Raw genomic sequence first — 19041 nt, 5'->3', positions numbered from 1 at the left:
CTCGGGTCGAGCTAGCTCCAGGCGTGCCAGGTGACCGGGGCGTCCGAGAGACCGATGACGCGGACGATGCTGCCCTTCTCGTCCTCGTCGACCTCCACGGTCGCGTCGAACGCGTCCTGTAGCATCGAGACCGTCGCCTCGGGGACCTCGTCGGTGTCCAGCGTCGCGATGCCGAGATAGCCGGCGTCGGCGATCCGGTCCCTGACGACGTGGCAGAACTTGAACACCTCCGTCCGGTCGAGGTGTTCGAGCATCCCGGTCAGCGAGAGCACGCCGATCCGGACCCGGGGGCGGTCGACCCGGTCGATGGCCTCGTTGAGTTCGCGGCCGATGGCCGCCAGGTCGTCCGGACGGGTTCCACGCTCGGACGACCCGGTGATGTCGATGACAGCCAGCCGGTCGTCGAGCGAGCCCTCGGAGCGGCCGGCGAACTCGCTCTCAAGGTCGGCCGCCGAGCGGTCCGTGCTGACCGGCACGACACCCTCCGCGGCGTCCGGCTCGGCGAGGAGGATGTCGAAGGCGGCGCGCTCGGTGAGCGCGGCCGACCCGGTGATGAGGAGGGTCGTTCCGGGGCGCTGGCGCCGTGCCTCGGCGATGGGGAAGGCGCTGCCGAGGTCGTAGGCGTCGTCACCGTCTGAGGCTCCGCTCATGGTGGTGGGTGTATCGCGGCTTCGCTGGCTGCGGTCATGACTCCTCGGGTTCGGTCTGCTGGGCCCCCTCGTCGATGCTCCGGAGGGCAGCGACGAAGCCGGCGTCGTCGCCGGCACCGGAGTCGGCGTCCTCGAGTTCGGTCTCCAGCTCCGCGAGGCGTGCCTCAAGCTCCGCGTACGCGTCGCTCTCGGCCAGCTCCTCCTCGCTCTTGCGGGCCTTCAGCGTCTCCTTCTTCGCCAGCAGCGAGGTGTACTCGTCCAGCGCGTCCGAGTAGGCCTCCTGGGAGCGCAGGCTGGAGATGGTGTCCCGGAGGCGGTCCTCGTCGATGGGTTTCGTGAGGTAGGCGTCGAACCCCATCTCGATGATGTCGAAGTCCGGTTCGACCGCGGTCACCATCGCGAACTTCGCTTCCACGCCCCGCTCCCGCATCCGCTCCAGGGTCTCCTTCCCCGACAGCCCCGGCATCATCCGGTCCAGGAGCACGACCTCGACGTCCGCCGCGCGCTCGGCCACGATGTCCAGGGCCTCCTCCCCCTCCGCGGCCGTCACGACCTCGTAGTCGCCCGCGAGCCAGAGTTCGTACGTGCGCCGAAGCTCCTCCTCGTCCTCGACCACCAGTACGGTCGGCTGGTCGTCCGCCGGCTCCTCGGTTTCGCTCATGGCGCCGCCTTTGGGTGCATGAGCCAAAAACCCTCACCCGACGGGCCCGCCGGTGCCCGCGCGAGGGCCACGCGAACGTCCGGCCCCCGCGGATGTCAGGCCGGGACCTCGACCACGTCACTCGCGTCGGCCGTGCCCTCGTCGGCCGGCTCGGCGGCGCCGAAGCGGAAGACGAAGACGGCCCCCTCGGGGTCGTTGTCCTCGATGGAGACGTCGCCGCCGTACTTGCCCATCATCGTGTCGACGAAGAAGAGGCCGAACCCGGAGCCGGTCCCGTCCTCGTGGAGCCCGGTCTCGTCGCGCCGGAAGACGGCGTCCTTGAGGTCGTCGTCGACACCGGGGCCGTTGTCGGCGATGCGGAGCTCGACGACGGCCTCGTGTTCCTCCTCGTCACCGGTCCGGTCGGCGAGCTGTCCGTCCTCGAGCACCGTCGCCGAGACCGACAGCCGGGGTTCGTCCTTGTCGTTGTGCTCGACGGCGTTCGAGAGGACGTTCCCGACGACGTCGTCCAGGAGGTCGTCGGCGCGGACGTACAGCGCCCCGGGCAGGTCGGTCTCGACGGCCACCGTGTCGTAGGTCGTCCGGATGGTCTCGAGTTCGCCCTCCACGACCGCGGCCAGGTCGACCGCCTCCAGCCGGGGGTCGCTCGTCCGGAGCGCCTGCAGGATGGCCCGGGTCCGCTCGACCTGGTCGACGACACCGTTCGTCTGGGTGAGGATGGTGCCGGCGAACTCCCGGATGCGTTCCTCGTCGGCCTCCTCCTCGATGAACTCCGCCCGCGACTGGACGATCATCATGCTGTTGAGGATGTCGTGGCGGATGATGCTGTTCAGCAGCTCGAAGTTGTCGCGGGCGCGCTGGGCCTGGCGTGCGTCGCGCCGGCTGGTGACGCTGAACGAACCCAGCACCGCACCACCGGCCGTGCCGAGCCCGGACATCACGCCGAGGACGTACTGGGGCTCACCGACGGCCCTGGCCTCGGCCAGCCGGACGAGGATGGTGGAGTAGACCCCCCCACCGACCAGCAGCAGGCCGGCGACGCCGAACAGCGTCACGCGCCAGCGCTCCTCCCGGTTGAACGACGAGGCCGACAGCCGGTACCCGGCGTACACCACCACCAGTGCCGGGATAGCGATCTGTCCGAACGCCAGGACCGGCCCCCACTCGATCCGGAGGTTCGTCAGCTCCCGGTTGAGGTTCCACAGCCCGAGTGCCAGCAAGAAGACGCCGATGCCACCGAGCGTGAGCGGTGGACCCCACGGACCACGCAGACGACGCATACGACGAATCTGGTCCACCGGCCGGATACAGTTTGCGGGTGTGTACGGTCGTCAATCGTCCTCGGGGCGGCCCGCGAGGCCGTCGGCGTGGTCGTCGCCGGCGGCCCCCCGCTCCTTCCGGAGTGCCTCGGTCCGGAGCTCCGCATCCGCGTGCCACGTCCGGGGGCGACACGCGACGACGACCGCGGCGGCGAACAGGAGCGCCAGCAGCCCCGTCACGACCGTCCCCGGTACCACGCCGATGGCCGCGCTCGCCGGCCACGGCTCGGGACCGAACGCGGTCACCCGAACCACCCAGGCCGCGTCGAGGACGGCCAGCAGGGGGAGGTAGATGCGACGCAGCCGGTGCGCGATGGCCTCCTCGGCGGTGATCTTGATCGTCGGTTGGCGGTAGTCCTCGGCCAGGTCGGCCCGCCAGTCCGCGTCCGTCGGCTCGCCCTCGTCGAGGCCGGTCGCCCAGACCTGCTGCTGGAGGGTCCGGACCCGCGAGCGCCAGATGTCGTACGCTCGGTAGCGCCGCGCCTCGATGACGAGGAACGTCGCCAGCACGACGTTGCCGATGAGCAGCAGGTAGTGTGGGTTCTGCTCGCTGGAGAACGCCCACGTCAGCACCGCCGCGAGCACGATGACCGCCCAGTTGGTGGTGCGGTCCAGGCGCTCGCGCCAGAACTTCATCCGGTGGATCTCGCCGCGGTAGAGGTGGGCCATCGCCGAACTCGGCCCCATCTCCGAGTCCAGCAGCCCCTGCCCGACGAACGGGTCGGGGCCCGCGCCGTCGGGGGCTGGCCGTCCCGGTGATCGCTGGCCGGCTCCGGCCGCTCGCCCGGCCGATCTGTCGGCGTCGGAGTCGCTCGACTCGTCGGTGTCACCGGATTCGCGGGGGGTGGGTTCCTGGGAGAGCATCGGGTATCAGACCAGCAGCTGGATGTCGGCGTCGGCCATCTCGGACAGCGCCGAGGCCGCGCCGACACCCGTGGTGACCTCGTCGTAGAACTCGTCGGCGTCGTAGTCCATCAGGTCCATGGTCATCTGGCAGGCCTGGAGGTCAGCGCCCATGTCGAGGCAGGTGTCGACGAGTTCGTCGACGGTCGGCGTGCCGACCGCGTCGATCTGCCGGTTCATCATCGCCGTCGTCAGGCGGTCCATGCCGGGGAGCGCCGCGACGGCGTTCGGCAGTGGCGTGTTGGGGTTCCCGACCGAGGAGAGCTGCAGCTCCTTCGAGCGCTCCTCGTGGAGGATCTCCAGCCCCCAGAACGTGTGGAAGACGGTCACGTCCCAGCCGAAGGCGGCGGCCGTCGAGGCGAGGATGAGCGGCGGGTACGCCATGTCCAGCGTCCCCTTCGTCGCGATGATGACCATCCGCTTCTCGTCGTCCGCGGCGTCGCCGGCCGCACCGCTCTCGAGGTGCTCGACGCGCTCCTGCAGCGCCTCGACCTGCGCCGCCAGCTCCTCGCGCGAGGGCTCGTCCGGGTCGGGCGCCGCCGGGTCCGCTGCGGCGTCGGCGTCGGAGCTCATGCGGTCTTGCGGACGACGTGTCGGTAGACGTCGCCCTCGTCGACCTGGTCGAGCAGTTCGACACCCGCGGTCGTGTCCGCCCAGCCCGCGATGTCGCTCATACTGCCGCTATCGGTCGCCAGCACCTCCAGCACCGCTCCGTCGCTCAGGTCGTCGATGGCCTGCTTCGTCTTCACGACCGGCATCGGACAGGAGAGGCCCTTCACGTCCAGCGTCTCCGTGATCTCGTACTCCGAACTCATTCGGACATCACCATATTGAATCTATAGCACAATCCTTTCGCGAGAGACAAAAACCATTCGGTCGCTCCGGTCGTCCGGTTCCCGTGGGCACCACGGCTCGAGACGGGCTGAGTGTGGTGATGGGGCGGCATGGCAGTCGGGCAGAGAGACTGTGGCTGCCGCGGTTTCCCCGAGCCATCAGTGGGGACGGAACAAGGTTGTGCGATACGTGCAAACTGTTTTGTGTCGCAGGCCCGAACGGTCCGGCGATGACCGAGCACCCGCCCGATAGGCCGACCGGATCGATGGCTCCGGAGGCGCTGAAGGAGCGCATCGACCAGGGGGACCCGGTCGGACTTCTCGACGTCCGGGCCGAGTCCGAGGCCGAGCAGTGGCGCATCGGCGGTGACGCCGTCGACTACCGCAACGTGCCGTACTTCCGGATGCTGGAGGGCATCCCGGACGAGGTGCTGGACGACCTCCCCGCCCCGGAGCCGGTGGTCGTCGTCTGCGCGAAGGGCGACGCCAGCGACCTCATCGCCGAGCACCTCCGCGAGGAGGGCGTCGAGGCGGTCAACCTCGACCGCGGGATGCGTGGCTGGGCGGACCTCTACGAGTACACCGAACTCGATGTCGGGACGGATGCGACCGTCGCCCAGTACCATCGCCCCTCCAGCGGCTGCCTGAGCTACCTCGTCGTGGACGGGGACGAGGCCCTCGTGGTGGACCCGCTGCTGGCGTTCGTCGACCAGTACGAGCAGGACGCCCGCGCGCTCGGCGCGGAGCTGACCTGCGCGGTCGATACGCACGTCCACGCGGACCACGTCTCGGCGCTCTCGGCGCTGGGCGAGCGCGGCGTCCGGACCTGCCTGCCCGCCGGCTCGGTCGCGCGGGGGGTCGTCTTCGACGTGGACCGGGAACTCGCCGACGGGGACACCCTCGCCGTCGGCGGGACGGCCGTCGAGGTGCTGCACACGCCCGGGCACACCTCCGGGATGACCTCGCTGCTGGTCGACGACGCGGTCCTGCTGACGGGGGACGGGCTGTTCGTCGACAGCGTCGCGCGCCCTGATTTGGAAGAAGGAAACGAGGGCGCCCCCGAGGCCGCCGGACAGCTGTACGACACGCTGCAGGACCTCCTCGACCTGGGCGACGACGTGCTCGTCGCGCCCGGGCACGCGAGCGAGCACACTCCCACTAGCGGTGACGGCACCTACACCGCGACGCTGGGGACGGTCCGCGAGCGCCTGCCCGTCCTGGCGGCCGACCGCGAGAGGTTCGTCGAGCGGGTCCTCGCGGATATGCCGCCGCGGCCGGCCAACTACGAGACCATCATCGACACGAACATGGGTCGCGCGGACGTCGAACGGGCCGACGTGCTCACCATGGAACTCGGACCGAACAACTGCGCGGCGAGCGGGGGCGGCTCCGACGGGGCGGCGCCCCGCGCCGCGAGTTCCGAACCACCGCGAGACGGGGGGGACGACTGATGACCGGACTCGACACCCTCGCGCTCCAGACCGGCCCGGTCGTCGAGGCCATGCCGCGGTGGCTGGCGGCCTACTTCCCCGACGGCGTCCTCTCGTACGCCGTCGGCGGCCTGTTCATCGGGCTGGGCGTGGCGGTCATCTACCTGGGGACCGGCATCACGGCCGGCGCGTCGACGTTCCTGGAGACGACGCTCTCGTACGCCTCGCGGCTGCCGCGGTTCAACCGCCCGACATACCTCGCCTCCCGGGACTGGCGGCTCACGTTCACGCTGGGAATCGTCCTCGGGGCGGCGGTCTACGCGCTGACCATCGGCCCCGGCGGCTGGACCACCGAGGTCCAGCCCTGGCGGCTGCTCGCCGGCGGCTTCCTCGTCGGCGTCGGCACGCGCGTCGGGAAGGGCTGCACCTCGGGGCACGGCGTCTGTGGCGTCGGCTCGCTCTCGGGGACGAGCATCACCAACGTCGCGACGTTCATGGCCGTCGCCATCGGGACCGCGCAGGTCGTCCTCGCGCTGGGGGTGACGCCATGAGCGACACCCCGAAGGACGGCCAGGGGGCGCGCTTCCACGCGCTCATCCTCGCGGGCGGCGTCCTGTTCGGCTTCGGCCTTGGCGTGAGCCGGATGGCCCGCCCGGAGGTCGTGCTGGACTTCCTCCAGTTCCAGGACCTCGGGCTGCTGTTCGTGATGGGCGGCGCGGCCGTCGTCTCGGCCGTGACGTTCGTCATCGGCGCGGACCTGCTCGACCGGCCGGCGCCGCTCACCGGCCGCGAGTACGGCCGCCGGGTGCGCGAGATGGACCGGAACGTCCTCGTCGGCGGGACCGTCTTCGGGGTCGGCTGGGGACTCTCGGGCATCTGCCCGGGTGCCGCCTACGCCAGTTTCGGCGTCGGCAACTGGCCCATCCTCTGGGCCATCGGGGGGATGTTCCTCGGGGCGTACGCGCAGGGGTACGCCCGGTCGGTCCTGGCCGAGCGGCGGGCCACGGGGGAGGTCGCCGGTGCGGACTGAACCGCGCGGCCACGGGGCCGACCGAGTACGCCCGCGCCCCCCGGCCGCGCCACGGACATGCTCTTGTACGGGCAGCGAGTACCCGTAACCATGCCCGACGCCATGCGCGAACTGCTCCAGCGGGAGATGGCGTGCGAGAGCCTGCTGGACTGCTTCCACGGGCTCTCCGAACTGGACCGCCGGGTCTTCCGCCTCCTCGTCGAGGCCGACGGCCCGATGACCGTCGACGAACTCGCGAGCGCGGTCGACCGCGAGCGGACGACCGCCTACCGTTCGCTGACGCGCCTCCGCGAGGCCGACCTCGTCACCCGCGACCAGGTCAACCAGGACGGGGGGAGTTACTACCACGTGTTCTCCCCCCGGGACGCCGACGAGATCGCCGACGCGATGCAGCGCGACCTCAACGACTTCTACGCGAAGATGGGCCAGCTCATCGGGGAGTTCCGGGAGAAGTACGCCGACGGGAACGGTGAGCACGAGGAGCCCCTGACCGCCGAGTGAGCCACGCCGGCGCTCACGCGGTGCCCCTGCCGGTCCGTGCCGGCGCTCCGAGCCCGGGTCCCCACGAGGGCGATGGATGCCCCGAAGACGGAAGTACTCCCTTTGTCAATATAGTGCTATGGAGACGGCGCTCTCGGAGCCGGTGCTCCGGCTGGCCGTGGCCACGGCGCTGGGGCTGTTCGTCGGCTTCGAGCGCGAGCGCTCCGAGAAGGCCGCCGGCGTCAGGACGTTCGCGCTGCTGAGTCTGGCGGCTGCCGTGTTCGTCGTTCTCGACCGGCCCCTGCTGCTGGCCGTCGGCGCGCTCCTCGTGGTGGTGCTCGGGGGGCTGCTCGGTGCGCGCGCCGTCGTCGGGGAGCGCGAGGGACTCGCGCTCACGACCACCATCTCGATGCTCGTCGCGTACGGTGTCGGCGCGCTCGCGGGCGCTGGCGACCTGGTCGTGGCCGTCGCTGTGGGGGTGGGGACGGCCCTGCTGCTGGTCTCGAAGCGCGAACTCCACGGGCTGGCGGAGAAGCTCTCCCGCGAGGAGGTCCGCGCCGCCGCGCAGTTCGCCATCATCGGGTTCGTGGTCTACCCGCTGCTCCCGCCCGGCGAGCGGTCGGTCTCGGTCGCGGGGGCGACCGTCGCCGTCGAGCCCCGGGTCGTCTGGGCGATGGTCGTGACCGTCGCCGGCATCGGCATCGTCAACTACGCCGCCGTGCGGGTGTACGGCGGCCGCGGCGTCGCGGTCACGGGGTTCCTGGGTGGGCTAGCCTCCTCGACCGCCGTGGTCGGCAGCGCCGTCGAGCACGTCCGCGAGGACGCGGCCGCGACGCCGTACGCCGTCGCGGCGGTGCTGCTGGGGAACGCGGCCATGGCGCTTCGCAACCTCGCCATCGCGCTCCTGTTCACGCTGGGCGCGGTCGTCCCGCCGCTGACGGGCGTGGCGGTCCCGCTGGGCGTTCTCGCGGCTGGTTCGGTGGCGGCTGCGGCCGTCGTCGCCGGGCGCGGTGGTTCCCTCGACGTCTCGCTCGACCGGCCGTTCACGCTCCGGTACGTCCTCACCTTCGGCCTGCTGTTCCTGCTGGTGGTGGTCACCGGGAGCCTCGCGGACTCGCTGTTCGGCACCGCCGGCTTCTACCTCACGGCGGCGCTCGCGGGCCTCGTCTCCTCGGCCGGGGTGACGACCTCGGCCGTCGTCCTCTACCGGAGCAACGCGTTGCCCGCCGACGAGGCCGTGGTCGGTATCCTCGTCGCGACGGCGGCGTCGCTGGCGGTGAAGGTGGCGCTGACGGCGCCCGCGCCGGACCGCCGGTTCACCCTGCGGGTGGCGGGCTGGTCGGCCGCCGCGGCGGTGCTGGCCGGCGCGGTGACCGTCGCAGCGCTGTTCGTGGGGTGACCGCCGCCCCGCCCCGGCGGGGAACTTTTGCCGGAACGCCCCCGAGTCGGGGTATGGACCTGACGCCGGAACAGCAGGCCGTCCGGGACACCGTCCGCGAGTTCGCGCTCGAGGAGATCCGCCCGGTCGCCCGCGAGGCCGACGAGACCGAGACGTTCCCCGAGGACGTGTGGGAGGGCCTGGCCGAGCTGGACCTGACCAGTCTGACCGTCCCCGAGGAGTACGGTGGCTACGACGCCGACGGCCTGACGTACGCCCTCGTCAACGAGGAGGTCGCGTACGGGACGCTGGCCGTCGCGACCGCCCTGTCCGTCCACAGCCTCGCCACCTCCTGTATCGCGAAGTTCGGCACCGAGGAACAGCAGGAGCGCTGGTTGCCGGAGATGCGCGACGGCTACCCCGTCGGCGCGTTCGCCCTCTCGGAGCCCCACGCCGGGTCGAATCCCGTGGAGATGTCGACCGTCGCGCGCCGCGAGGGCGACGAGTACGTCATCGACGGCGACAAGCAGTGGATCACGAACGGCGAGCGCTCGGGGGTGGTCATCCTGTTCGCGAAGACCGACCCCGACGACCCCGGGAGCGTCACGCAGTTCCTCGTCCCGAAGGAGGTCGACGGCCTCTCCGTGGGGAAGAAGGAGGAGAAACTGGGCCTGCGCGCGAGCGACACCACCTCGCTCACCTTCGACGGCGCGCGCATCCCCGCGGAGAACCGCCTCACCGAGGAGGGTCGCGGGCTCTCGGCGGCGCTGGAGATCCTCACTGGCGGGCGGGTCGGTATCGCCGCACAGTCCGTGGGGCTGGCCCAGTCGGCGCTCGACCTCGCCACCGAGTACGCGGGCGACCGCGAGCAGTTCGACCAGCCCATCAGTGACTTCCAGACCATCCGGCACAAGCTGGCCGACATGCGCGCGGACACGCAGGCCGCGCGCCTGCTCACGTACGACGCCGCGCGCGGGCTGGACGAGGGCTCGCCGCCCGCCGAGGCCGCGTCGATGGCGAAGCTGAAGGCCAGCGAGACGGCGATGGACGTGACCAACGAGGCCGTCCAGATCCACGGCGGCTACGGCTACACCACCGACTTCCCGGTCGAGCGGCTGTATCGTGACGCGAAGATCACGACCATCTACGAGGGGACCAGCGAGATCCAGCGGACCGTCATCGCCCGCGAGTGGCTGGGCGAGCGCTGAGTCCGGTCCCGTCGGACCGGCCACCCGGCGCTCAGGTCGTCGCCGTCGGCCGTTGCTGCGAGATGGTGATCTCCGACCGGTGCACCCGCCGGTCGTTCCGGAAGATGGCGATGTCGAGGGTGTACTCCGTGTTCGGCTGGGGGTCCTCGACGGTCACGACGAGCGGATCGCTCGCGGAGAGCGTGACCGAGCGGTTCCGGGCCGTCTCGAGGGTGTTCCCGCCCTCGAGGAGATCGTAGGTCACCGCGTACTGGCGGGGCTGCTGGAGGGTCGGGGAGAAGCGGAAGACGATGCGGTCGTCGTACCCCTCGGTGACCGCCTCGAACCGGACCTCCTCGGTCGGCGTGGGCGTCGGCTGTCCGGGCGAGCCGAGCCCGAGCAGCGGGCCACCGAGGAGGACGCCGAGCAGGAGTCCGGCGAGGAGGGCGACCGCGACGGCCGTGAGGACCCGCGAGCGGGGGACCCGGGGGCCTGACGTGCCTGCCATGTGGGGTGCCGACGGCGACCGGGCCCATGAGCGTTGGCCCTGCGGCGACAGTGCGCAAGCCGTTTGACCGCCCGGTCCCTACCGTGGTCCGATGACAGGCACCGACGACCACCCGTACGACGCGGTCGTCTACGACCTCGACGGGACCCTCGCAGAGCTGGCGGTCGACTGGGACCTCGTCCGCGAGGACGTGGGCCGGATGCTGGCCGACCACGGTGCCGACCCCGACGGGCTGGACCTCTGGTCGATGCTGGAGCGCGCCCGCGAGGAGTCCGACCTGGCGGCGGCCGTGGAGGCGACCATCTCGGAACACGAGCGCGAGGGCGCCCGCGCCTCCGAGCGGCTGGCATGTGCCGACCGCCTGCTCGCACACCCCGAGACGCTGCCGGTGGGCGTCTGCTCGCTCAACTGCGAGGACGCCTGTCACCTGGCGCTGGAGCGCCACGAACTCGACCACCGGGTCCGGGCCGTCGTCGGCCGGGACACCGTCGAGACGGAGAAGCCCGACCCGGAGCCGCTGCTGGCGACGCTGCGTGGCCTGGCGGTCGCCCCCGAGCGGGCGGTGTTCGTCGGCGATGGCCGGCGCGACGAGGTGACCGCCGAGCGCGCCGGGACCGCGTTCAGCTACGTCGACGAGTGGGTCTGACTCCCGGCGCCGCCCGCTAGTCGTTCTCCGCGGGGTCGGTCCCCGTCTCGACGTCGACGTCCGGTTCCTGGCTCTCTTTGCGCCGGGCGTAGAGGTAGACGGCGACGGCGGTGATGAACCAGACGAGCGCGCCGACCCGGACCGCGAACGAGGCCATGGCGGCCCAGGTGGGCAGCGTGACGGCGGTCGAGGCGATGGCGACCACCGGTGCCCCGACGACGATGGTCAGGACGAACGTGGTCTGCATCACCCACCCGAAGTCGACGCCATCCGGGTCCGTGCTGTCGACGCGCTCGGGCATCTAGCAGGTCGTTGTGGTGGTTCGCGGTAAGCGGTTACGGTCGCTAGGCGGAAGAGAGGGTTTGACAGCAATTAGCATAATAGTACAATTACGGCAATAAACCACTCCATTAAATAGAAATACGTGTAATTATATTTTTATTGCTCTCATTAGACTTATTTGGCGGCAGCACAGATGGAGACGTCTGTTGAAAGCCCCCGCCCGCTCGACTCGGGGGGCTCGTTGCGCTCCTCGGCCTCACTCCGTTCGGCCTGCGGTGCTTACTTCGCCCGCCTTCGCCGAGCGGGCGGCCCCTTTCAGTCCCACCCAGTTGTTGGTTCGGCCGGGCATTCGCGTGGGGTGGTTCCAGCGGAGTGCTAGTGCCCCCACACCTCCCCGTGCGAGCGCCGCAGTACGCCTCAGCACCTTCGCTTGCGCTCACGGCTTCGGCCGTGTGGCGCTCGCGCGCTTCCTGTCCGTGGAACCGGTCGGCTGATCGAACACTCCCTGGCCGGGAGCGCGTGGCGAACCCCTCGGGGTGAGCGTGCGCGACCTGGGGAAGGGCAGGGCCGCCGCGCCCGTGCCACCACCACGTTCGGGTGGGAATGGAAGGGGCGGCGCGGTCGACCCGGCCCGGACCCGGCAAGCACCGCAGCGCGAGCGAAGTGAGCGCGAGGAGCGCAGCCGCCAGCTCGCTGGTGCGAGCGAAGCGAGCAGGTCACGGACTGTCGAGCGCGCCGGGGCTCCCTACAGGGCCTCGTGGAGGGCTAGCCCGCCGTCCAGGCAGGAACGGACACGAGAGCCGACCCCACAAGAGACGACGTCGAGCGAGAGGGGCCACGCTTTTCGCGCGGCACACGGAACACCACCGTACATGCGAGCGAAGGACATCCGCGCGAAGGCCGGCGAGGAGCCCATCACGATGCTGACGGCCTACGACGCGCCCACGGCCGAACTCGTCGACGCGGCCGGCGTCGACATGATCCTCGTGGGCGACTCGGTGGGCAACCTCCGGCTCGGCCACGACTCGACCCTCCCCGTGACGGTGGACGAGACGGCCAGCCTCACGGCCGCCGTCGCGCGTGCTGCCGACGACGCGTTCGTCATCGCGGACATGCCGTTCCTCTCCTTCGGGGTGAGCGAGGCCGACTCCATCGAGAACTGCGGCCGGATGGTCAAGGAGGCCGGCGCCGACGGCGTGAAACTCGAGTGCGGCAAGCACACCGTCGACCTGACCGACCGCCTGACCGACCTCGGCATCCCCGTGCAGGCCCACCTCGGGCTGACGCCCCAGCGCGAGAACGAGACCGGCCTGTTCCGGCAGGCGACCGACGACGAGGCTGCGGGCGAGATGCTCGAACTGGCGACGGCCCACGAGGCGGCCGGCGCGTTCTCGCTCGTCCTCGAGCACGTCCCGGCCAACGCGGCGGCTGCCGTCACCGAGGCGCTGGACATCCCGACCATCGGCATCGGCGCGGGGCCGGACTGCGACGGGCAGGTCCTCACCGTCGACGAGGTCATCGGCCTGACCGAGGGCGTCGCCCCGTTCTCGAAGAAGTTCGGCGACGTCCGCGGGGAGATGGAGCGGGCCATCGCGGGCTACGTCGACGAGGTCGAATCGGGGACCTTCCCGGCCGAGGAGCACAGCCACGTCGCCGAGGACCTGGACACGGACGACCTCTACTGAGTCGGCGCGTCACCCCCGGTCGGGCCGTCGCCCTCGGAGGGCTCGTCCGGGACGAACTTCCCGGCGACCCAGCCCACGACCGCCGCGATGGTGGCGGGGACGAGGACGACGGCGAGTAGCACGGCGGCCAGCCCGCCCCGGCTCCCGTCGACCGTCGCGCCCGGACTGAACGCGACGAGCGGCACCAGCAGGAGGACGAGCGCGATGGCGTAGCCGCTCTTCGAGACCGCCCCCTGGACCGTCCGCTGGCGCACCAGGTAGGCGGTCGTCACGAGCCAGGCGACGATGCCGAACAGGACCCCGTAGCCGCTGCTGGTCACCACGCCGAGGACGACCGTCCCGACCAGGCCCGCGATGGCACCGCCGACGATACCGACGAGGATGGTGAGGGCGTTGTCGGCCAGTCCGTCCGGGTCGAGCAGCTGGCCGCCGGATTCCCCACCGGCCCCTGCCGAGGTCCCGTCACCCCAGCCGGCTGCTCCCTCCGGTCCTGTGGCGTCATCGGGGAACTGGTCCCAGGCCCCGTCACCGTCGATGTCCGCCGCCGCGAGCTCCTCGGTGAGGTCGGCCGAGCAGTGCATGCAGTAGGTCGCGGTCGCCCCGATGGGGCCACCACACTCCGGGCAGCGCGGGTCCGGGTCGCTCTCAACCATCCCCCCGTCCCCCGGCGGTACATCGGTCGTGTCTCATCCCTGTCGACCCCTGTCGTGCGAAGGCACACCACCTCCCGTAATCAGCCTGTGGTGTGCCCGGGCGCGAGAGCCGTTCGACGGGGGACCGTGCGTGTCCCCGTGATACCGACCCACTGTAGCGTCCCGGTGTCACAGATGGCCCTTCCCGCGGTGGATGCGGTCGTACACGGGGCCGAGCAGGCGCTCGACCCGCCCTCGGCGGACGACCGGCTCGACACGGCCGTCGCTGATGGCCGCCGCGACCGCCCCGGGCGTGAACTCGTCCACGTCCAGTCGCGTGGAGGCGCGGCCCACCTCGAACGGGAAGTGCGCATCGCTCCCCGCGACGATGGGGAGGTCGCGCCGGCGCGCGAGCCGTTCGACCCGCGACCGGAACTCGGGGTGCTTCCCGTTGAGTTCGACGGCGTCGAACGGCGCGTCGCTCTTCGGCAGCGAGCCGTTGCGGAACGGGTGCGCCATGATGGCCACGCAGTCGTGGTCGTGGGCCAGCCCCACGGCCTCCATCGGCGTCAGTTCGCCGGGTTCGGTGCGGGCCGGCGGGTCCGGGCCGAGCACGAGGATGTGGCCCCGCGTCGAGGAGATCTCGATGCCCGGGAGGCGAAAGCCCCCGCCCGGCGTGTCGAGGGTATCCGGGCGGAAGTAGTCGTGGTTGGTGACGCAGAAGCCGTCCAGCCCCCGCCGGCGCGCGACGCGCTCGTTGAGCCACGCGCCCGCTGGGTCGTACGCCTCGAATCGCTCGGGCGGCTGGTGGAAGAACCGGCTGTGGGTGTGGAGGTCGCAGTCCAGCATCGTCACCGGAGCCGCCGGCTCCACTCCTCGGGCGCCGGGTCGTACCCCTCACCGACACGGAACGGCATGGCGCCGGGGAGGCTCCGCGCGCGGAGGTGGTCGTGTTCGACCATCTCGCCGTCGAGGCTGAACCCGACCGGCCGATGGCACTCGACGGAGAGTTGCGGCACGCGCAGGCGCGTGAGGTACGACGCCTCGCGCTTCAACAGCCGGTTGGCGGCACCCGAGGCGACGTAGTCGATGGCCGGCGCACGTTCGATGACGACCACGTTGAGCAGGCCGTCCTCCATATTCGCCTGGCGCATCCGTTCCCCGGGGAATCGGCGGCCGTTGCCGACGAGGACGACGAGCGCGTCGCCGCTCCAGGTCGGTGCGTCATCGTCCTCACCGCCCCGCAGCGTGACCGACATCGGCTCGAAGTCCTGGTACTCGCGGAGCGTGCTGAGGACGTACGCTAACACGCCCAGCCGTCGCTTCGACTCGCGGGTGGTCCGGGCGCTGGCATCGGCCGTCAATCCGCCGACGCAGCTGTTCACGAACGGGCGGTCACCGGCCAGACCGAGGTCCAGTTCGCGCGTCTCGCCGGCAGGGTCGTTCCGGTTCAGTACCGAGAAGGCGTGCTCGACGCTCCGGACACCCACGTTGTCCGCGAAGTCGTTGCCCGTCCCCGCGGGGACGACGCCGAGCGTGAGGCCGTCGGGGACCGTCTCACCACCGCCTGCCGTGAGGGCTCCCCGAACGACCTTGTTGAGCGTGCCGTCGCCACCACAGGCCGCGAGGAGGTCGGCGCCGTCTCGGACGGCGTCTTCGGCCAGTTCGACCGTGTGGTCGCCGCCCTCGCTGTCCCGGACCTCGTAGCCGCGGTCGGTGGCGATTCGCTTCGCGTGTTTCGTCGCCCGCCCGTCCCCGCTGTTCGGGTTGCGGACGAGGACGCGTCTGGCGCCGTGCATACCCCCGGGTCGCGGGCGGGTCCCAAGTAGTCGTCGGCGCCTCGAACGGCGGTTCAGCCCGACAGCTCGTCGAGGAACTCGTCGACGGCAGCGTCGAAGGCAGCCGGACGCTCGGCGTACGGCATATGCGCGGTGTCAGCCAGTTCGACACGGCGGGCGTCCGGCAGGTGTTCGGCGAGGTACTCGTGGAACGCCGGTGGCGTGAGGCTGTCGTGCTCCCCGTTGACGACGAGTGCCGGCACGTCGATCTCGTCGAGGCGGTCGCGCACGTCGAAGGCGTCGCAAGCCCGGAAGTCCCGTTCGGTCACGCGCTGTCCGACCGCACGGAACATCTCGCGAGCATCCGCGCCGCCGTCGTCGCCGCTCCCGTGGTAGAGCATGTCGTCGCCCAGGAGGGTGTCGACGGCAGCATCGAAATCGTTCGCGAGCGCGTCGAGTAGCGGGTCCGCGACGCCGAGCTTGGCACCCGTTCCGACGAGGACGAGCCCGTCGAGGTCGAGTCCGCCCCCGTGGTCGAGTGCGACCGTCAGGGCGACCGCGCCACCGAGCGAGTTGCCACAGAGCACCGTCGCGGTGGCCTCGCGGGCCACCGCGACCGCGTCCTCGGCGTACGCGTGCATCGCGTCGAGGCCACCACCCGGGCCGAGGTCGATATCCTCGCTCCCTCCGTGGCCGCTCAGGTCCAGCGCGACGGCGTCGTGGTCGGGCCGGCCGTACTGGTTGGCCCAGACCGTGTGCGTGGCACCGCTCCCGTGGACGTACAGCACCGTCGGCGCCGAACCGTCGTCGTCGGCAGTGGCGTCACGATAGGCTGTCGTCCGACCGTCGTGGGTGACGTGGTCCATATCCCCCCTGCGGCCGGCAACTGTATGAAGCCAGCGTGGGACGGAAATGGTGTGAACCGCAATTCACCTCTCCAGTGTAAACCGACCCCCGTGCACACCTTGTTTGGAGAAAGATTTATATACTATAACGACTAACTCTGAGTTAGTATGGCAGAGACCCAGCGGTTCGCAGAGCGCGACGTCGTCGCACGGCAGTACCAGTACGCCGACGGCGACGTGCTGGCGTTCGACCTCGGCGCCGGGACGACCGGCGCCGTGGACGTGGTCGACGGGACCCTGCTGGTCGTCGTCGACGACGACCAGTTCGAGATGGATCTTCCCGACGGCCGACCCGCCCAAGCGACTATCAACAACGGCGTCGTCACCGTCGAGATGCACGGAGCGACCGCCGACGTGGACGGTGAGACGGTCGATGTCGACGCACCCGGCGGTGAGAACGAGGCGGCGGACACGGAGGACGATCGATGAAACTCACGGTCAAACCACTCAAACAGAAGGACGCGGGACGCGGCCTCGCGGCTGTCGACCGCGCGGCGATGCGGGAGATGGAACTGGAGAACGGTGACTACATCGTCATCGAAGGGAGCGAGGGCCGTGCCGTGGCGCGCGTCTGGCCCGGCTACCCCGAGGACGAGGGCAACGGCATCATCCGCGTCGACGGGCGCCTCCGCCAGGAGGCCGATGTCGGCATCGACGACCGGGTCGAGGTGAAGCCGGCCGAGGTCAACCCGGCGACGAGTATCACGGTCGCGCTGCCCCAGAACCTCCGCATCCGGGGCAACGTCGGCCCCCATATCCGCGACAAACTGAGCGGACAGGCCGTCACGAAGGGACAGCAGGTACCGTTCTCGCTCGGACTGGGCCCGCTTTCCTCGATGAGCGGCCAGAAGATCCCGCTGAAGGTGGCCGACACGGACCCCGAAGGGACCGTCGTCGTCACCGACTCGACGGAGATCGAGGTGAGCGAGAAACCCGCCGAGCAGATCTCCGGGCAGACGACGGGCGCGAGCGAGACGCCGAACGTCGCGTACGAGGACATCGGCGGGCTGGATGAAGAACTGGAGCAGGTCCGCGAGATGGTGGAGCTGCCGATGCGCCACCCGGAGCTGTTCCAGCAGCTCGGCATCGAGCCGCCCAAGGGCGTCCTCCTGCACGGGCCGCCGGGCACGGGCAAGACCCTGATGGCCAAAGCCGTCGCCAACGAGATCGACGCGTACTTCACCGACATCTCGGGACCCGAGATCATGTCGAAGTACTACGGGGAGTCCGAGGAGCAGCTCCGCGAGATCTTCGAGGAGGCCACGGAGAACGCCCCCGCCATCATCTTCATCGACGAGATCGACTCCATCGCCCCGAAACGTGGCGAGACCTCCGGTGACGTGGAGCGCCGCGTCGTCGCGCAGCTCCTCAGCCTGATGGACGGGCTGGAGGAGCGCGGGCAGGTCACCGTCATCGGCGCGACCAACCGGCTGGACGCGCTGGACCCTGCCCTCCGGCGCGGCGGTCGGTTCGACCGCGAGATCGAGATCGGTGTCCCGGACAAGGAGGGCCGCAAGGAGGTCCTGCAGGTCCACACCCGCGGGATGCCGCTGGTCGACGGCATCGACCTCGACCAGTACGCCGAGAGCACGCACGGGTTCGTCGGTGCGGACCTCGAGTCGCTGGCGAAGGAGAGCGCGATGAACGCGCTCCGTCGGGTCCGTCCGCAGCTCGACCTCGAACAGGACGAGATCGACGCCGACGTGCTCGACTCCCTGCAGGTCACCGAGGAGGACTTCAAGGAGGCGATGAAGGGCATCCAGCCCTCCGCGCTCCGCGAGGTGTTCGTCGAGGTCCCCGACGTCTCCTGGGACCAGGTCGGCGGCCTGGAGGACACCAAGGAGCGTCTCCGCGAGACCATCCAGTGGCCGCTCGACTACCCCGAGGTGTTCGAGCAGATGGACCTGCAGGCCGCGAAGGGCGTGCTCCTGTACGGGCCGCCGGGCACCGGCAAGACCCTGATGGCCAAGGCCGTCGCCAACGAGGCCCAGAGCAACTTCATCTCCATCAAGGGGCCGGAGCTGCTCAACAAGTACGTCGGCGAGTCGGAGAAGGGCGTCCGCGAGGTGTTCGAGAAGGCGCGCTCGAACGCCCCGACGGTGGTCTTCTTCGACGAGATCGATTCCATCGCGGGGGAACGTGGCCAGCGCATGGGCGATTCCGGCGTCGGCGAGCGCGTCGTGAGCCAGCTCCTCACGGAACTGGACGGGCTGGAGGAACTGGAGGACGTGGTCGTCGTCGCGACCACGAACCGCCCGGACCTCATCGACTCGGCCCTGCTGCGACCGGGCCGGCTGGACCGCCACGTCCACGTCCCCGTTCCGGACGAGGAGGCCCGCCGGGCCATCTTCGCGGTCCACACCGAGCACAAGCCGCTCGCCGACGACGTGGACCTCGACTCGCTCGCGCGGCGGACGGAGGGCTACGTCGGGGCGGACATCGAGGCGGTCTGCCGCGAGGCGTCGATGGCCGCCACGCGGGAGTTCATCAACTCCGTCTCCCCCGAGGAGACCGACACCAGCGTCGGCAACGTCCGCGTGACGATGGACCACTTCGAGCAGGCCCTCGACGAGGTCGGCGCCAGCGTCGACGACGAGACCCGCGAGCGCTACGAGACCATCGAGGAACGGTTCTCGCACGGGCAGACCGCCGAGGAGGAGGCCGAGGTCTCCCGGACCTTCCAGTAGGTCCGCTGCACCACCGATTTTCGCGGTAACGATAATGAAGTCCCCGG

The 19041-nt window shown here is 70.5% G+C and carries 22 protein-coding genes; 10 read left to right on the top strand and 12 right to left on the bottom strand.

Annotated elements, in window-relative coordinates; genetic code table 11:
* Positions 1–11 precede the first annotated feature (11 nt).
* From P2T62_RS14380 to P2T62_RS14355, 6 genes are all read right to left on the bottom strand, one after another.
* Positions 12–650: a DUF7504 family protein gene (locus tag P2T62_RS14380; RefSeq protein ID WP_276257766.1), complete on the bottom strand. Its 639-nt coding sequence runs from the start codon at positions 648–650 to the stop codon at positions 12–14.
* A gap of 34 nt (positions 651–684) precedes the next feature.
* Entirely contained in the window at positions 685–1311 is a 627-nt protein-coding gene (locus P2T62_RS14375) for a response regulator (protein WP_276257765.1), read from the bottom strand.
* A gap of 95 nt (positions 1312–1406) precedes the next feature.
* Positions 1407–2591 (bottom strand): ATP-binding protein, encoded by a 1185-nt coding sequence (locus P2T62_RS14370; protein ID WP_276257764.1) that lies wholly within the window; start codon positions 2589–2591, stop codon positions 1407–1409.
* A gap of 51 nt (positions 2592–2642) precedes the next feature.
* The gene (locus tag P2T62_RS14365; RefSeq protein ID WP_276257763.1) at positions 2643–3494 is read right to left on the bottom strand and encodes a DUF2270 domain-containing protein; all 852 of its coding nucleotides are present in this window, start codon (positions 3492–3494) and stop codon (positions 2643–2645) included.
* Positions 3495–3500: 6 nt separating this feature from the next.
* Positions 3501–4106 carry a DsrE/DsrF/DrsH-like family protein gene (locus tag P2T62_RS14360; RefSeq protein WP_276257762.1) on the bottom strand — a complete coding sequence of 202 codons (606 nt, stop codon included), beginning with the start codon at positions 4104–4106 and terminating at the stop codon, positions 3501–3503.
* Positions 4103–4348 (bottom strand): sulfurtransferase TusA family protein, encoded by a 246-nt coding sequence (locus P2T62_RS14355; protein ID WP_276257761.1) that lies wholly within the window; start codon positions 4346–4348, stop codon positions 4103–4105. Before P2T62_RS14355 ends, P2T62_RS14360 begins: the two co-directional genes overlap by 4 nt.
* Before the next feature lie 284 nt (positions 4349–4632).
* On the opposite strand from P2T62_RS14355, the gene P2T62_RS14350 reads away from it, so the two are divergent.
* The 6 genes from P2T62_RS14350 (at position 4633) to P2T62_RS14325 (ending at position 9892) form a co-directional block, all read left to right on the top strand.
* Entirely contained in the window at positions 4633–5817 is a 1185-nt protein-coding gene (locus tag P2T62_RS14350; protein ID WP_276257760.1) for an MBL fold metallo-hydrolase, read from the top strand.
* 50 nt (positions 5818–5867) lie between these two features.
* Positions 5868–6347 carry a YeeE/YedE family protein gene (locus P2T62_RS14345; protein WP_276261624.1) on the top strand — a complete coding sequence of 160 codons (480 nt, stop codon included), beginning with the start codon at positions 5868–5870 and terminating at the stop codon, positions 6345–6347.
* Positions 6344–6826: a DUF6691 family protein gene (locus P2T62_RS14340; protein WP_276257759.1), complete on the top strand. Its 483-nt coding sequence runs from the start codon at positions 6344–6346 to the stop codon at positions 6824–6826. Before P2T62_RS14345 ends, P2T62_RS14340 begins: the two co-directional genes overlap by 4 nt.
* 90 nt (positions 6827–6916) lie before the next feature.
* Positions 6917–7327, top strand: a complete 411-nt coding sequence (locus tag P2T62_RS14335) for a helix-turn-helix domain-containing protein (protein WP_276257758.1) — start codon at positions 6917–6919, stop codon at positions 7325–7327.
* A gap of 118 nt (positions 7328–7445) precedes the next feature.
* Positions 7446–8705 (top strand): MgtC/SapB family protein, encoded by a 1260-nt coding sequence (locus P2T62_RS14330; RefSeq protein ID WP_276257757.1) that lies wholly within the window; start codon positions 7446–7448, stop codon positions 8703–8705.
* Positions 8706–8758: 53 nt separating this feature from the next.
* Positions 8759–9892, top strand: coding sequence for an acyl-CoA dehydrogenase family protein (locus tag P2T62_RS14325; protein WP_276257756.1), 1134 nt, complete (start codon positions 8759–8761; stop codon positions 9890–9892).
* A 31-nt stretch (positions 9893–9923) separates the two neighbouring features.
* Here the strand turns inward: P2T62_RS14325 and P2T62_RS14320 are convergent, their stop codons facing one another.
* Positions 9924–10379 (bottom strand): hypothetical protein, encoded by a 456-nt coding sequence (locus tag P2T62_RS14320; protein ID WP_276257755.1) that lies wholly within the window; start codon positions 10377–10379, stop codon positions 9924–9926.
* A gap of 91 nt (positions 10380–10470) precedes the next feature.
* On the opposite strand from P2T62_RS14320, the gene P2T62_RS14315 reads away from it, so the two are divergent.
* Positions 10471–11025, top strand: coding sequence for an HAD family hydrolase (locus P2T62_RS14315; protein WP_276257754.1), 555 nt, complete (start codon positions 10471–10473; stop codon positions 11023–11025).
* A 16-nt stretch (positions 11026–11041) separates the two neighbouring features.
* Here the strand turns inward: P2T62_RS14315 and P2T62_RS14310 are convergent, their stop codons facing one another.
* Entirely contained in the window at positions 11042–11326 is a 285-nt protein-coding gene (locus P2T62_RS14310; RefSeq protein ID WP_276257753.1) for a DUF5822 domain-containing protein, read from the bottom strand.
* Between the two features lie 853 nt (positions 11327–12179).
* Here P2T62_RS14310 and panB point away from each other — a divergent pair.
* Positions 12180–12992: a 3-methyl-2-oxobutanoate hydroxymethyltransferase gene (gene panB / locus P2T62_RS14305; RefSeq protein ID WP_276257752.1), complete on the top strand. Its 813-nt coding sequence runs from the start codon at positions 12180–12182 to the stop codon at positions 12990–12992.
* Here the strand turns inward: panB and P2T62_RS14300 are convergent.
* The 4 genes from P2T62_RS14300 to P2T62_RS14285 form a co-directional block, all read right to left on the bottom strand.
* Positions 12986–13645, bottom strand: coding sequence for a zinc ribbon domain-containing protein (locus P2T62_RS14300; RefSeq protein ID WP_276257751.1), 660 nt, complete (start codon positions 13643–13645; stop codon positions 12986–12988). The two genes, panB and P2T62_RS14300, sit on opposite strands and share 7 nt — an antisense overlap.
* Positions 13646–13813: 168 nt before the next feature.
* Positions 13814–14473 carry a PHP domain-containing protein gene (locus tag P2T62_RS14295; RefSeq protein ID WP_276257750.1) on the bottom strand — a complete coding sequence of 220 codons (660 nt, stop codon included), beginning with the start codon at positions 14471–14473 and terminating at the stop codon, positions 13814–13816.
* A 2-nt stretch (positions 14474–14475) separates the two neighbouring features.
* Positions 14476–15423 carry a diacylglycerol/lipid kinase family protein gene (locus P2T62_RS14290; RefSeq protein ID WP_276257749.1) on the bottom strand — a complete coding sequence of 316 codons (948 nt, stop codon included), beginning with the start codon at positions 15421–15423 and terminating at the stop codon, positions 14476–14478.
* Positions 15424–15476: 53 nt separating this feature from the next.
* Positions 15477–16268 carry an alpha/beta fold hydrolase gene (locus P2T62_RS14285; protein WP_276257748.1) on the bottom strand — a complete coding sequence of 264 codons (792 nt, stop codon included), beginning with the start codon at positions 16266–16268 and terminating at the stop codon, positions 15477–15479.
* A gap of 147 nt (positions 16269–16415) precedes the next feature.
* On the opposite strand from P2T62_RS14285, the gene P2T62_RS14280 reads away from it, so the two are divergent.
* Entirely contained in the window at positions 16416–16736 is a 321-nt protein-coding gene (locus P2T62_RS14280; protein WP_276257747.1) for a DUF7127 family protein, read from the top strand.
* Positions 16733–18994, top strand: a complete 2262-nt coding sequence (locus P2T62_RS14275; RefSeq protein ID WP_276257746.1) for a CDC48 family AAA ATPase — start codon at positions 16733–16735, stop codon at positions 18992–18994. The genes P2T62_RS14280 and P2T62_RS14275 overlap by 4 nt, the downstream gene beginning before the upstream one ends.
* Positions 18995–19041 lie beyond the last annotated feature (47 nt).

Source organism: Haloglomus litoreum, assembly GCF_029338515.1.
In the GTDB taxonomy this organism is placed as follows: Archaea; Halobacteriota; Halobacteria; order Halobacteriales; family Haloarculaceae; genus Haloglomus; species Haloglomus litoreum.
Note: the sequence above shows the minus strand (reverse complement) of the source record. Positions and strands in the feature narration are given on the sequence as shown.

Coding starts and splice junctions, on each gene's coding strand:
- P2T62_RS14295 (WP_276257750.1), bottom strand. CDS start 14,473: ATGCTGGACTGCGACCTCCACACCCACAGCCGGTTCTTCCACCAGCCG.
- P2T62_RS14275 (WP_276257746.1), top strand. CDS start 16,733: ATGAAACTCACGGTCAAACCACTCAAACAGAAGGACGCGGGACGCGGC.
- P2T62_RS14365 (WP_276257763.1), bottom strand. CDS start 3,494: ATGCTCTCCCAGGAACCCACCCCCCGCGAATCCGGTGACACCGACGAG.
- P2T62_RS14375 (WP_276257765.1), bottom strand. CDS start 1,311: ATGAGCGAAACCGAGGAGCCGGCGGACGACCAGCCGACCGTACTGGTG.
- P2T62_RS14350 (WP_276257760.1), top strand. CDS start 4,633: ATGGCTCCGGAGGCGCTGAAGGAGCGCATCGACCAGGGGGACCCGGTC.
- P2T62_RS14360 (WP_276257762.1), bottom strand. CDS start 4,106: ATGAGCTCCGACGCCGACGCCGCAGCGGACCCGGCGGCGCCCGACCCG.
- P2T62_RS14320 (WP_276257755.1), bottom strand. CDS start 10,379: ATGGCAGGCACGTCAGGCCCCCGGGTCCCCCGCTCGCGGGTCCTCACG.
- P2T62_RS14335 (WP_276257758.1), top strand. CDS start 6,917: ATGCCCGACGCCATGCGCGAACTGCTCCAGCGGGAGATGGCGTGCGAG.
- P2T62_RS14370 (WP_276257764.1), bottom strand. CDS start 2,591: ATGCGTCGTCTGCGTGGTCCGTGGGGTCCACCGCTCACGCTCGGTGGC.
- P2T62_RS14315 (WP_276257754.1), top strand. CDS start 10,471: ATGACAGGCACCGACGACCACCCGTACGACGCGGTCGTCTACGACCTC.
- P2T62_RS14340 (WP_276257759.1), top strand. CDS start 6,344: ATGAGCGACACCCCGAAGGACGGCCAGGGGGCGCGCTTCCACGCGCTC.
- P2T62_RS14345 (WP_276261624.1), top strand. CDS start 5,868: ATGCCGCGGTGGCTGGCGGCCTACTTCCCCGACGGCGTCCTCTCGTAC.
- P2T62_RS14280 (WP_276257747.1), top strand. CDS start 16,416: ATGGCAGAGACCCAGCGGTTCGCAGAGCGCGACGTCGTCGCACGGCAG.
- P2T62_RS14330 (WP_276257757.1), top strand. CDS start 7,446: ATGGAGACGGCGCTCTCGGAGCCGGTGCTCCGGCTGGCCGTGGCCACG.
- P2T62_RS14290 (WP_276257749.1), bottom strand. CDS start 15,423: ATGCACGGCGCCAGACGCGTCCTCGTCCGCAACCCGAACAGCGGGGAC.
- P2T62_RS14355 (WP_276257761.1), bottom strand. CDS start 4,348: ATGAGTTCGGAGTACGAGATCACGGAGACGCTGGACGTGAAGGGCCTC.
- P2T62_RS14300 (WP_276257751.1), bottom strand. CDS start 13,645: ATGGTTGAGAGCGACCCGGACCCGCGCTGCCCGGAGTGTGGTGGCCCC.
- P2T62_RS14285 (WP_276257748.1), bottom strand. CDS start 16,268: ATGGACCACGTCACCCACGACGGTCGGACGACAGCCTATCGTGACGCC.
- P2T62_RS14325 (WP_276257756.1), top strand. CDS start 8,759: ATGGACCTGACGCCGGAACAGCAGGCCGTCCGGGACACCGTCCGCGAG.
- panB (WP_276257752.1), top strand. CDS start 12,180: ATGCGAGCGAAGGACATCCGCGCGAAGGCCGGCGAGGAGCCCATCACG.
- P2T62_RS14310 (WP_276257753.1), bottom strand. CDS start 11,326: ATGCCCGAGCGCGTCGACAGCACGGACCCGGATGGCGTCGACTTCGGG.
- P2T62_RS14380 (WP_276257766.1), bottom strand. CDS start 650: ATGAGCGGAGCCTCAGACGGTGACGACGCCTACGACCTCGGCAGCGCC.